The sequence below is a fragment of the Areca yellow leaf disease phytoplasma genome (genome assembly GCF_041920595.1).
This window is the reverse complement of sequence record NZ_CP169277.1, coordinates 522,274-535,223: the sequence shown is the minus strand read 5'-3', so window position 1 is coordinate 535,223 and position 12,950 is coordinate 522,274. Positions and strand designations below refer to the sequence as shown.

10 protein-coding genes and 6 pseudogenes are annotated in these 12,950 nt (G+C 27.5%); all 16 read left to right on the top strand.

Annotation, left to right across the window (positions count from 1 at the left end; genetic code table 11):
* The first annotated feature begins 226 nt into the window (after positions 1-226).
* Positions 227-406 (top strand): hypothetical protein, encoded by a 180-nt coding sequence (locus tag ACEW7V_RS03035; RefSeq protein WP_374695397.1) that lies wholly within the window; start codon positions 227-229, stop codon positions 404-406.
* 289 nt (positions 407-695) lie between these two features.
* Positions 696-794 (top strand): hypothetical protein, encoded by a 99-nt coding sequence (locus ACEW7V_RS03030; RefSeq protein ID WP_374695781.1) that lies wholly within the window; start codon positions 696-698, stop codon positions 792-794.
* A 212-nt stretch (positions 795-1,006) separates the two neighbouring features.
* Positions 1,007-1,238, top strand: a pseudogene (gene rpsO, locus ACEW7V_RS03025) (30S ribosomal protein S15).
* Positions 1,239-2,276: 1,038 nt separating this feature from the next.
* Positions 2,277-2,735 (top strand): annotated as a pseudogene (gene rplM / locus ACEW7V_RS03020) (50S ribosomal protein L13).
* Between the two features lie 4 nt (positions 2,736-2,739).
* A pseudogene (gene rpsI / locus ACEW7V_RS03015) lies at positions 2,740-3,169 on the top strand (30S ribosomal protein S9).
* Between the two features lie 59 nt (positions 3,170-3,228).
* Positions 3,229-4,575 (top strand): annotated as a pseudogene (locus ACEW7V_RS03010) (glutamate--tRNA ligase family protein).
* Positions 4,576-4,812: 237 nt separating this feature from the next.
* Positions 4,813-4,914 (top strand): hypothetical protein, encoded by a 102-nt coding sequence (locus ACEW7V_RS03005; RefSeq protein ID WP_374695396.1) that lies wholly within the window; start codon positions 4,813-4,815, stop codon positions 4,912-4,914.
* Positions 4,907-5,383: pseudogene (locus ACEW7V_RS03000) on the top strand (hypothetical protein). Before ACEW7V_RS03005 ends, ACEW7V_RS03000 begins: the two are co-directional and overlap by 8 nt.
* Positions 5,384-5,492: 109 nt before the next feature.
* A complete protein-coding gene (locus ACEW7V_RS02995; protein WP_374695395.1) occupies positions 5,493-5,828 on the top strand; it encodes a hypothetical protein in 336 nt (111 codons plus the stop codon).
* A 2,274-nt stretch (positions 5,829-8,102) separates the two neighbouring features.
* Complete coding sequence (locus ACEW7V_RS02990) at positions 8,103-8,270, top strand: hypothetical protein (protein ID WP_374695394.1); 168 nt, start codon at positions 8,103-8,105, stop codon at positions 8,268-8,270.
* Complete coding sequence (locus ACEW7V_RS02985) at positions 8,240-8,437, top strand: hypothetical protein (protein ID WP_374695393.1); 198 nt, start codon at positions 8,240-8,242, stop codon at positions 8,435-8,437. The genes ACEW7V_RS02990 and ACEW7V_RS02985 overlap by 31 nt, the downstream gene beginning before the upstream one ends.
* A gap of 104 nt (positions 8,438-8,541) precedes the next feature.
* Positions 8,542-8,679, top strand: a complete 138-nt coding sequence (locus ACEW7V_RS02980; RefSeq protein ID WP_374695780.1) for a THUMP domain-containing protein — start codon at positions 8,542-8,544, stop codon at positions 8,677-8,679.
* Positions 8,680-8,854: 175 nt separating this feature from the next.
* Positions 8,855-9,205, top strand: coding sequence for a hypothetical protein (locus ACEW7V_RS02975; RefSeq protein ID WP_374695392.1), 351 nt, complete (start codon positions 8,855-8,857; stop codon positions 9,203-9,205).
* A gap of 949 nt (positions 9,206-10,154) precedes the next feature.
* On the top strand, positions 10,155-10,259 hold the full coding sequence (locus ACEW7V_RS02970) for a hypothetical protein (protein ID WP_374695391.1): 105 nt from the start codon (positions 10,155-10,157) through the stop codon (positions 10,257-10,259).
* Between the two features lie 93 nt (positions 10,260-10,352).
* Complete coding sequence (locus ACEW7V_RS02965) at positions 10,353-10,907, top strand: inorganic diphosphatase (RefSeq protein WP_374695390.1); 555 nt, start codon at positions 10,353-10,355, stop codon at positions 10,905-10,907.
* Between the two features lie 267 nt (positions 10,908-11,174).
* Positions 11,175-11,622 (top strand): annotated as a pseudogene (gene smpB / locus ACEW7V_RS02960) (SsrA-binding protein SmpB); the annotation flags it as partial.
* Between the last annotated feature and the right edge of the window lie 1,328 nt (positions 11,623-12,950).

Here is a 12,950-nt window from a genome sequence, read left to right as displayed (position 1 = left end):
AAGGGACAGTTGCTGTTTGAAAAGATACCATATCAGTCAAAGCTTAGTAAAAGGTTCAAAGGTCAATTGCTCATCGTTGCAATACCTGATGTTCATATTCTGTAAAACAGAAGAATGCTATTAGTTTGAAAAACGATATCAGAACAAGCTTTTTAACTACTAATCCAGAATTATACCAACATCATTTAGTCTTGGAGCAACTAAATTTCAATTTGTGACTAAATTTTTGTTAACAGAAACCCGTTCTGATATCATTTTCAAACTAGCTTCTCTTTTTATCACTTCCCTTGCTTATTCTTCTGTTTTGCAAATTGTAGGGCATCAAGGTATTGCAGCAGTGGCAATTGATAATGGCTATAACGGACATTATGATTTTGAACCCTCTTTTTTACTCGCTTTGATTTAATTATAGTATCTGTTTTGCTTACCTTTATTTTAACTCAAACAGTTTATTTTTTAGAAATCGCATTGCTTTTGCCCTTGATAAACGCTAATTACATCCATTTTTTACCAAATTTTTTCTCCTCACCAACTTTTTTATCATTTTTTTCCACAATTTAGTCTTTTTTTCATCAAATAAAGTAAAATAAGATTATAATACTCTTGTGGATAATATGAAATTAATTATAGCTATCGTTTCTAGTAACGATGCTAACAAGTACAACAATCTTTAATAGAAATAGTTTTTTACAACTATATTAGCTACTAAAGGAGGTTTTTTAAAAGAAGCTAATGCAACTTTTATTTTAGGAGTCAAAGAAGAAGAACAAATACCCAAAGCTTTGAAATTATAAAGCCCATTCTCATAAAAAAACTCAAATGATTCAAACAATATCATCAATGAGTTTGTGCTTATAATTCTTTTCCTACCGAAGTTTCTGTGGGCGGAGCAACGATTTTTGTTCTTGATGTGGACCAGTTTTAAAAGTTAACATTAATTAATAATTTTATCAAGTAAAGGCTCCATCAAATTCAACCAAATTTAAATTAAAAAGGGAGTTTTTACGTGGCATTAATCAAAGAACAAAAACAAGAAATCATTAAACAAAATTCACGTTTTGCAAAAGACACGGAGTTCATCTGAAGTTCAAGAATTGCTATTTTATCTAGCAGAAATCAAACAATTAAAGACTAACATTTAAAACAACACCCCTCATGATTTTCACTCTAAAAGAGGTTTGTTTATGAAAAACAGCAAAAGACGTAATTTAGTAAAATATTTAGCAAACCAAAATTAATAATTCAAATATCACAACTTTTTGGTATTTTTTTTATTTTTTATTTTCCTTGTACATTTAATTTAATCAAACCTTTACCTTTCCCCAAAAATTACTTACACACACACACACGCAACTAAACGCATAACAAAGTTAAAAGGAGACAACAAGGAACAATATGAAAGGTTTATTAGTTTTATATGACGGATTTGAGGATTGTGAGGCTTTAGTCACAGAGTTTTATTAAATCGCGTAGCCCTTCCTTTAACAACTGCAACTCTAAATCCCAATTAGAAGTTATGTCTTCTAGTGGGCTTCGTGTGTAAAAAGCAGATGCCAATTGCTTCTATTAATCCTTTAGAATACGATTTTTGGTTATTCTAGAGGACCTTACGTAGCGCAAATTATTGAAAAAACTTTTTATTAAAATTAATTCAAAAAAAATTTGTTGATGCTAATAAAGTTATTGGAGCTATTTATTACCGCTCCCATGTTTCTGGGCAAACTAGATTTATTAAAAAATCAACACTTTACTTGCTTTCCTTCTTTGTGTCCATTTTATTGAAGGTACTTATTTGCCAGACCAAAAAGCTGTTATTAGTGATAAATTTGTAACTTCGCGTTCTCCTATAACCGTCTTTGACTTTGTTTTGCTTTAGTAGAAAGTGCTGAAAGGCAAAACTTTTGCTTTTAACTTTTAAAAATTCCCTTAATGTTTAGTAAATTTGGGACTTTTTATTTGTATATAAAAAATATCAAAATTATCTGATAACCATCCAACCATTATCCTCTTTTTTCAATTTTTTACACAATTTATGCATTCTTTTTTTAAAAAAGTTGACAAAATGATTTTTTACTTGACTTAATGACATTATTTTAGTAAAATATTAGAAAGATAATATTGAAAATAAAAAAATTACTATTTCATAATAATTAAGACTATTTCATATCTAAATTACAAAAGATTTAATAACTCTTTTGTTTTGTCGCTTTCAAACAAAACACAAATACACACATAAAATTAATCACTATTTTTTCATTAATAATAAGGAAAATTCCATTAAAGAACAATTGCAACCAAAAAACAATCAAAAAACTTTAATGGCTAATAAAACAACAGTAAAACCTAAATGGCACCTAGTAGATGCTAAGGGGAAAACCCTAGGCAGATTAGCTACCAAAAGTGGCTTCCATTTTAAAAGGAAAACACAAAACACATTACACACCACACATAGACAATGGCGATTATGTTATTGTTGTAAATGCTTCTATATTCATTTAACTGGCAAAAAATGGCAACAAAAAAACTTACTACAAACATTCAGGTTATCAGGTGGCTTAACTAAAGTTGTAGCTTCAGAAATGATGCGTAAATTTCCTACAAGAATGGTTGAAAAAGCAATTTTTAGAATGGTTCCTCATACTAAATTAGGTTCACAAATTGGTAAAAAATTATTTGTTTATTCCGAACAAAACCACAATCACCAAGCTCAACAACCAGAAAGTTTAGAGGTTTAATTAGATGAAAAAAGTAAATTATTTTGGTACTGGTCGTCGTAAAAGTGCTGTGGCAAGAGTTATTTTAACTAATGGTACTGGCAAAATTACAATCAATACTAGAGATTTTGAAAAATATTTACCATTACTTGCAACACGCCTAGAAATGATTCAACCTTTAGAATTAACTGAAAAAAGAGAAGCTTTTGATGTAAGTGTGAATGTAAACGGCGGAGGGCTTTCAGCTCAAGCAGGCGCTATTCGTTTAGGAATTGCACGCGCTTTAATTGAAAGTGTTCCCGAATTAAGAGCCATTTTAAAAAAAGCTGGTTTATTAACTCGCGATGCTCGTTGTGTTGAACGCAAAAAAATACGGTTTAAAAAAAGCTCGTCGAGCACCACAATTTTCAAACGTTAATCCAAAAAAGACTTTGTCAAAAAGTTCCTTTTTTTAAATTTCCACCAACACCTCCCCTATCGATTTTAAATTAAAAGGAAAAACCTTACTGTAACTATGAAAAAAATTAAAGTTCGTTATGCTCCAAGCCCTACTGGTTTTGCATATAGGAAATGCCCGCACTGCTTTATTCAATTATTTGTTTGCCAAACACAATCAAGGAGAGTTTATCATCCGCATCAGAGAACACCGATTTTCACGCAATGTTGAAGGCGGCGGGTTCTCAATTAAAAAATTTACGTTGGTTAGGAATTGATTGGAGCGAAGGGCCCGATATCCAAGGACCTTTTTGGACCTTATCGCCAATCAGAAAGACTTGCCATTTACAAAAATACGCCCCGAAAAACTACTTGATCAAGATCTCGCTTACAAAGAATTTCAAGAAGGACACACCACTTTTGCCATAAGATTTCGCGTTCCTACCAATCAAACTTTTACCTTTGATGATTTAATTAGAGGCAAACTTACTTTTTCAAAGTCAAGAAATCGAACTTTATTATTCTCAAATCAAACGGCTATCCTTCTTATAATTTTGCAGTTGTCATTGACGATTCACTTAATGCAGATTTCTCATATTTTTCGAGGAGAAAGACACATCACTAACACTCCTAAACAAATTATGATTTATCTCAAGCTTTCCAATTGAATCTTCTCAATTTGCTCTATGACTTTAATTCTTAACGACAACAAAAAAAAAATTAAGCAAAGAGATGCTAATATTATACAATTTATTGAACAATATGAAAAATTGGGATACTTGCCACAAGCATTATTTAATTTCTTATCTTTGTTAGGATTTAGTCCTTTAAGCCAAACCGAAATATTAAGTCCCCAAGAATTAATTAATTTATTTGATGTGGTGCGCCTCAATAAAGCTCCTGCTATGTTTGATAAAACTAAACTAGATTATTTGAATAATCAACATTTAAGAAAGTTGCTTCGAAGTAATTGCATCATTTATTTTGCAAAAAAAATATTTAGCTCTTACAACCGCTCCTACAAATGACAAAGAAGTGGATGACAGTAAATTTGTGGATTTGTTTAAAGATAGAATGAATTATATGCAACAAATCACAGATTTTTATCAACTTTTTTTCAATCCACGCCTTTTTTTATCAAGAAGCTACACATTTTTTACAAACTAATCCCCAAACAACCCTTATTTTAAAAACTTTTTATAATGTTTTTGATGTTATTGTATTTGAAAAAAGATGTTATTGCTAATTCCATTAAACAAGTTACTAACCAAAATGATTTTGCTAAAAAACACTTTTTATGGCTTTGCGTATCGGAACTACTTGCAAAATGCATGGTCCCAGTATCGCCCTTTATTAGAATTGTTGAGGAAAAAAACAAGTACTTAAAAATCTATCTTATGTTTTAGAACAATCCCAAAAATTTTAATTAATTCCATTTGAAAAATAATATTTATATATTTCATAATTAATTTAATTTACTTATCATTTTATTTTATATAATTCATTCCATCGCAATTTAACCCTTATTTTTTCTTTTATTTGCCCTCATTTTTTTCTTTATGCATTTTCCAAACAAAAAGGACTTCTTTAATGCTAAAAAATCTATAACTCTTTAACTCGCAAAAAAGATTTTTTAACCCTGCTTATCCGCCCACAAATTAACATGTATGTTTGTGGACCTACTGTCTATAATCACCTGCATTTAGGAAACATGAATAATTTAATTTTTTTTGATACAGTGAAAAAGATATTTAGAAATGCTTAATTTTAGGGTATATTATGTAGTAAATATTACTGATATTGATGATAAAATTATTGAAAATATACATAAAAACCAAGTTTTTGGAACAAGATTTAGCTAATAAATATATTAAATCTTTCCAACAATCTCCCAAACCCTAAACATTCAAACCATTAATTTTAAACCTCAAGCTACTAAATATATCAATTCTATGATTGTCTACATCCAAACTCTTTTAAACCAAGGATTTGCTTATTTTACCGATCAAGGAAATATATTTTTGTGTATCTAAATTGATGATTATGGTAAACTCAAAAACAAGATTTATCCCAACTTAAACAAAATGCACGTAAACAATTAGACCCCCAAAAAGAATTTCCAGGAGATTTTATTTTATGGAAAAACTTCGCAAGGTATTACATACCCAAGTCCTTGGTTTGCAGGTCGTCCTGGTTGGCATACTGAATGTGCAACTATGATTGAACAACTTTAAATTGCCTTTGGATATTCATGGAGGAGGTACGATTTTAAAATTTCCTCATCATGAAAAAATGAAATTTCCCAAACACACGCCCATAGCCACCAAAAACTAGCTAATTTTTATGCATGTAGAAAGATTAGATTATCAAAATCAAAAAATGTCTAAATCTTTAGGAAATATTATTTGGTGTAAAGATTTATTAAAACAATACAATCCTTGCATAATAAAGCTTTTAATTTTGAGTACTCATTATCGCAAGCCAATCAATTTTAGTTATGATTTGATGGAACAAGCCCAACAAAAATACCAAAAAATAACTGATTTTTTAACTAAAAATAATTTTTATTTAAAAGTTAATCAATTTTCTTGCCAAGCCTTAGACCAAGATATAATGCAGTTATTTCATCAATTAATGCAAGATGATTTGGCTACTCATAAAGTAATTGATTTAATGTGAACAAACAATTAAACAAGCTCCATCAAACCCAAATTTCATGGATAAGTTATCCAAATTTCAAAACACCTCTTTATTATTAATTTCGCTCTATTTTAGGAATTATACTATATTTAATAAACCAACAAAACAGGATTTCATAAAACATATTTTTTCTTGGTGGCAAGAGAAATAAAATGTAGAGATTTTGCCCAAGCAAGATTTTTAAGAAAGCAATTATTAGATAAAGGCTTTATTTAAAAACTTTGAAACGCTCCAATAACTTTGCCCCCCCACATTTTAATTATTTTTTTTACCTTTTTTTTATTTTTCAATATTATTTATTGCAATTCACAAACAATCACAATAATTTTATTTATTTAGAAAAGACCTTCAATTGAGGTTTTAACATATTATCAGTGTATCAGAGGGAATCGTGCTAAAAGTTTATTATAATCAAACCATCCTAAATGTTCCTTTAAACACTAGTTTAGAGACTTTAAAAAATCAATTAAACCTTAAAAATGTTTATGCTGCTAAAGATAAACAATAAATTAAAAGAACTTACCTTTAAATTGCATGCCCCCATCAATCAAATTACTTTTAGGCGCTTGGAACGCTGCGGCTGTAAATATTTATGAAGCTAGTTTAAGATATTTAGTTGCGCTATGGCATCTTACAAACTTTTGAAAATATTTCATTACATTTTACTTATTATTATAGTTCTTCTAGTATTTTGGTATCTTTTTCCCAAAGAAATTACCTTTTTGCCAGAATGTTTCCAAAAAATTAAAGAAGAAATGCATTTGTTAGTATCGCAAAATTAGATATTACCAAAAGAAATTGCCTCCTTGAAAAAGCTCTTGCAAATTTATCAATCTTTGGGATTTGGGGATAAATTAGTCTCTCAAACAAAAGCTCTTCCTTTATACTCCTTTATTTGTCAAACTATTGTAATTATACTAGTTGCTTAGTCTGTAACACTAGTTATTAGATAAATATCATTTATTTATCATCAAATGTGTCATAGTAATTTGTAACTCCTTGTAGTGAGCGAAAAATTTTTTCGAACAAGAACCGTTTGAACAAATGTTATCAAAGTTTGGCTTTAAAAACTATTCAAATGTAAATAATGCATTAATCGATCAAACACAAACTGTTTGTGTGTCAATTTAATTTAATTAATCTGCAGAAATTAATATCAAAACTGATTTGCAATAATTAAGTACAAAATTGCTAAACGTGCCTCCAATCATAAAATTATAATATTTCAGGTCCTTCTTCTAGTGGAAAAACTACATTGCTAAAATTACAATTAATTACAAAAGCATTTGGAATTGTACTTTTATTATTGCTATGGATAATTATTATTTGCCTTTGGAAAGATATTCCAAAAGAAAAGAGATGACTTCCTACCTGAAAGAATATGCCTTAATATTCTTTTTATTAATTAAATATCTATGATTTGCTGACTCTGCAAAAAGACTTACTATTCCCCAATTTGATTTTGTTACTCGTAGTCATACCCAAAAAAGATATTCAAACCCATAATCATATTATTTTTGGTAGAAGGAATACATGCCATAAACCCCAAACTTACTCCTTTTATTCCAAGATTACAAAAAATTTCAAATCTATATTGCCCCACAACATCAATTATCACTAGATTTCCACAATCCTTTACATTTAACCGATGTGGAGGTTTTTAAGAAGAGCTATAAGAGATTATATTTCTAGAATACTACTATTTTAAGGACTTTTTGAGTTTTGGGATTCTGTGCGAAAAGGGGAGTTTAGATGGATTTATCCTAATCAACAAGAAGCTGATTTTGTTTTCAATTCTGAATTAATTTATGAATTTAATGTTTTAAACCATATTTAATTCCTTTGTTATTGCAAATTCCTGGAAACAAGTAAGTATTTTGATAAAGCCTTAGTATTTTTTAAATTTGTTAAGTTTTTTTAAATCTTTTGATTCTAATTTAGTGTTTCATGAGTCTTTGTTAAAAAGAATTTATTGGTGGGAGTCCTTTTTATTTTTAGATTATTTTATAATTAAATATTTTGTTATATGGAAAGATTAACTTTTGCAAAAAGTTAGATATATTATATAAATGAGGATGTATAAATTATAATTGCAGTATTTAAGCAAAAACTTATCAATATGCAGTTGTATCACAAAAATAGTTATATTCATGTTATAATTAATCTGTAAAAAGTTATTATATTTTAATATTTAAGTGTATAAAGATATTTAAATATAATTTATTCAAAAATATTCCATACAAAAATATTGATGTGAGAACTTTATGTATCAGAAAAAAAATTTTAATTAGATTTGGAGAATTATTTTTAAAAGGAAAAAATAAAAAAGCTTTCATTAATACATTAAGACAATTATTACAAAATAAAATTAAAGACCTTGCAACGTTCAAATGTATTTTAAACATGATTATGCTTATCTAGAATATATTTATGATGCAAGTTTAGAAAAAGAAATTCTTAAAAGATTATCTTATGTATCAGGGATTTCTTCTTTTGTTGTAGTAAGTCAAGCAAGTAGACAATTAGATGATATTGTTCAAAAGCTTGTTTATTGTTGCAAGAAAAATTACAAAAAATACTTCTTTTAAAATAGAAACCACTAGAAAAGATAAAAAGTTTTGCTTTAAAAAGTTTCTGAACTTACCCAACAAATTGCTCCTTTAATTTGTAAAGCAGTTTTGAAGGTAAATTAATAGTTGATGTTAAAAATCCTCAAGTTATTTTACATGTTAATATTAGAAAAGAAAACACTTATCTTTATTTAAAAAGTGATGAAACTCAAGCTTTAGGAGGTTTCCTGTTTCTTCTGGTAGTAGAGGAACTGTTTTGATGAGTGAGTGGTATTGATTCTCCTGTAGCTGCTTATTGGCGATGAAAAAGGTATTACAGTAGAGTTATTACATTTTGAATCAAAATAGCGCTGCTCCTTTAGAATCAATCCAAAAAAAAAAAAAAAATTTTTTTTTTTTTTTTTTTTTTTTTTAACAATTGATTTAGCTAAAGTTTTGAGTCGTTATGCTTTTGGTAATCAAATTAAATTGCATTTAGTGCCTTTAGATATTTGCAAGAAACAATTACTAAAAAAAACAGTTCTAGATTCTTATATCATTAATGTTATGCGTCGGATGATGTATCGTTTAGCTTCTCAATTTGCTTTTCAAAAAAATCATTTATGTTTAATTAATGGTGAATCAGTAGGACAAGTAGCAAGTCAAACTTTGGAAAGCATGCAGACAACTAATAAAGTAACTAGTATGACTATTTTAAGACCTTTAGTTACTATGGATAAAAATGAAATAATTAAAATAGCTAAACAAATTGATACTTTTGATATTTCTATTCGTGCCTTTTCATGATTGTTGTACTTTTATTTGCCTCAAAATCCGACCACTAAACCAACTATTCTAAAAGCTAAAAAGAGAAGAGCAAAAAATAGATTATTTCCCCTTATTAAATGATGCTTTGCAAAATACAATTACTCTAAATATAGACCAACATTTGCAATTTAATATCTGTGATTATGGTTTTTTTGATGTAAAAGAAGCAATTAAGCATTTTTGCGAACAAAATCCAGAGCAAACAATTGTAAGTCAATATTAAAATACAAAAGATAAAAAACAATTCAATAAAATAATATTTAAAAAGAGCGTAAAATGCAAATTAATTTTATATTTTTATTTTTACTAATTTCATTCAAAGGAACATTTATGATTACATCGAAACAAAATCCTACTTTTAAAAAATTAAAAAAATTACAATTAAAAATATCGCGATTTATATCAACAATTTTTAGTATATGGTGATCATCTCATTGAACAAGCACAAAAAAACAACGCTGTTGTTACCATTTTTACTTCTAATGAGGAAAACCAGGGACTTTTATTGCGCCTTCTTTGATGAAAGAATTATCTCAAACTAAAACTGTCTTTGAGCAAATGGCCTCTTTGCAAACCTACCTCAGAGAATAATTTATTGTCTGATAAAATTTTAGTTTTGTATGATATTCAAGACCCTGCTAATTTAGGAGCTTTTAATGCGTTCTGCTAGTGCTTTTGGGTTTAATCAAGTTTTTGCCAGTTTTCATAGTGCTGATTTTTATCATGAAAAACTATTAGATCAAGCCAAGGTGCCTTATTTTCGCTTTCCTTAAAAGAGGCAATACCAAACTTCTTTTAGAAGAAATTAAAGAAAAAAACTATTCTATTTTTAGTGCTTTTCCCCAAAAAGCCAATATTACTATGGAAGATGCTAAAAAATATACTAAAAAAGTATTAGTTTTAGGGAAACGAAGGACAAGGGATTTCTTTGGAAACAGAAGCCCTTTCTGATTATTTTGTAAATATTTGCACTCAAAATGTCGAAAGCCTCAATGTTGCAGTTGCAGGAAGCATTTTAATGTATCTTTTGTAATTACCAAAGATAAAAATTTATTGCAAAAAAATAAAACAATAAAATATCACAAAACAAATTATAAAATAAATAAAATAATAAAGAGGTTTAAAAATGAATATATTACATGATATTAATCCTGAAAGAATTACCAAAGAAGAGTTTATAGTAGTTATTGAAATTTCTCAAGGAAGTAAAAAAAAATATGAGATTGACAAAGAACAGGTCTTTTTGTTGCTTGATCGTTTTTTGACAACTGCTTTTCGATATCCGATTAATTATGGATTTGTTCCTTTAACTCATTGTGAAGACAATGATCCTTTAGATGTTTTGGTGTTATGTCAAGAAATCCTAGATCCTATGACTTTGGTAAAATGTCGTCCTTTGGGAGTAATTAAAATGATTGATAATGATGAATTAGATGAAAAAGTAATTGCAGTTCCTGTTTTTGATAAGTATTTTTCTCATTTACAAGATTTAAAGATATGCGCTTTGCCAATGATTGCAGAAATTAAGCATTTTTTTGAAAATTACAAAGCTTTGGAAAAGAAAAAAGTAGTTATTGAAGCTATACAAGATAAACAAGCAGCATTTAGTGCTATTGGAACAAGTCTTTTAACTTATCAAAAAGTTATTAAACCTTCTTTAAAGAAAGAAAAAAAGCAATAAAAACCTTCTTAATATTTTTGCAAATAAAGTTTATTTGTGTTTGCCTCCATATCATTTTTCAGGTTTTAATAAGGATCAATTGTAATTAAATTATTTGATTAATATTTGATTAAAATGTTTGAAAAAGAAAAGATTTGACAATAATATTGGTGATAAATATACTGTATAACAAACTTATTTTTAAAAAACTTACTAACTCAAATTTGATTATTGCATTTATTTCATTTTGCAAAGGAAAATTTTAAATTATGAAAACAATTATCAGCTAATAAAAAAGCATTTTATGATTATTATTTAGAAAAGAAAAAATATCAAGCAGGAATCAAATTATTAGGAAGCGAAGTAAAATCAATTAGAATAGGAAAAATTAATTTATTAAACTCCTATATTCATATCAAAAATGAAGAAGACTTTTATAGTGAATATGACTATTTTAAAATATCCTTTTAGTTGTTGTTTGGCATATGATGAAAATAGAACTAAAAAACTTTTGTTGCAAAAACATGAAATTATCCAAATTCAAAACAAAATTAAAACTGAAAAATTGTCTGTTATTCCTTTAAAAGTTTATTTTAATAAAAATTTAGTTAAATTAGAAATTGCCTTAGCTAAAGGCAAGAAACAACACGATAAAAGAAATGCTTTAAAAGACTTTGATGCTAAATTGCGTATTCAAAAAACATTAAAAAACTTTAATCAAAAAAATAACCCTTAATCCTTGTATTTTTTAATGAATAAAAAACCAATTTTAAAATCCCCAACTTAAATTGCTTAATATTTTGTATTTTTTTGTAGTTTAACAATAATTTATAACAATTAAATTTTTGCAATAATAATGATACAAAATAATCAATTATTTTGTATTTTTTGCTTTTATGCAGATATCAAATTAGACAATAATTAAGGACACATGAATGAAAATTTCTAAAACTCGTTTTATTAAGTTTTTAAAAGTTTTAAAATATTTGAATTTTAAGTTTTTTGTATCAAAATAAATCTCAGTTTTCTTTTGGATTTTTCCAATGAACTCAAAGATTTAATTAATGAAGAAACTTATGCTAAAAAACTTGGCTTTTACAAGAAAATCTAAGCGAGCAAGACGAATATCAGGATTTGTTTTAAACCAAAAACATTTAAACATTATGCAACCTTATTACAAAACAATTAGAGCTTTTTGGTAGGTTCTTTATTTGGAAAAACATTTTCCAGGAGAAGTTATTTTTCTTTGAAACTTATCAACAAAAAAAGTTTCAAATGAATAAACAAGGATATCAATTTTATTGTTTTTTAATGGATATCAAGAAGACAAAACTACTATTCGTATTTTTTGAAACTAAAACTACTACTAGCAAAATTCTTAAAATTGCAATTTGTAAACGATAACAAAAAGAAAAAATGCCCTTTTCCATTATACAAGTCCTAACACCTTATCACCTTTTTGCAAGGGCTCCAATCAAGACAACCCATCTTATAAAAAAAAAAATGCAAACTTTTTTAATCCCAAATCACAAGAAGGAAAATACATCTATGATTTAACTTATCAAAGATGGAGTAATTGAAAATAATTTAACTGAGGCACAAAAAAAGAAAAAATAGAGTATTATTTGGTAGTTCTTAATTCGGATTATGTTTATGATTGCAAAAAAGTTGTAATGCGGCTTTGGATCTAACACTTACTTTTATTGATTTGACTTTGATTACACAACAAGGAACTCAAATATTAGAAAAATGATGCCAATCTTAATTTCTCTCTATTTGTCTTCAAAAACTAACAAAGCCAAACGACACTTCTGCTTATTATTTGTTTGCCTGAAAAAAACCTTCATTTTGCGAAAACATCCCTTCCAAAGACAGTATTTTTACTTATTTTTATAATCATTTAGGTTTTTTGACTCCCAAAACAAACAAAAACGAAACACAACAATGATTAATTTTGCAACAATATTATCATGTTTCTGACATTCCTTTTGCTTGGTTGAATCGTTTTGATAACAAAGTGCAACAAGTTACCCAAAAAAAGCTTCATGTGTGGCAACGTACATG

What these genes read in the sequence shown, in the direction of transcription:
- ACEW7V_RS02985 (WP_374695393.1), top strand. Translation starts at nt 8,240, where the DNA reads ATGTATTTTAAACATGATTATGCTTATCTAGAATATATTTATGATGCA.
- ACEW7V_RS03005 (WP_374695396.1), top strand. Translation starts at nt 4,813, where the DNA reads ATGTATGTTTGTGGACCTACTGTCTATAATCACCTGCATTTAGGAAAC.
- ACEW7V_RS02995 (WP_374695395.1), top strand. Translation starts at nt 5,493, where the DNA reads ATGCATGTAGAAAGATTAGATTATCAAAATCAAAAAATGTCTAAATCT.
- ACEW7V_RS02965 (WP_374695390.1), top strand. Translation starts at nt 10,353, where the DNA reads ATGAATATATTACATGATATTAATCCTGAAAGAATTACCAAAGAAGAG.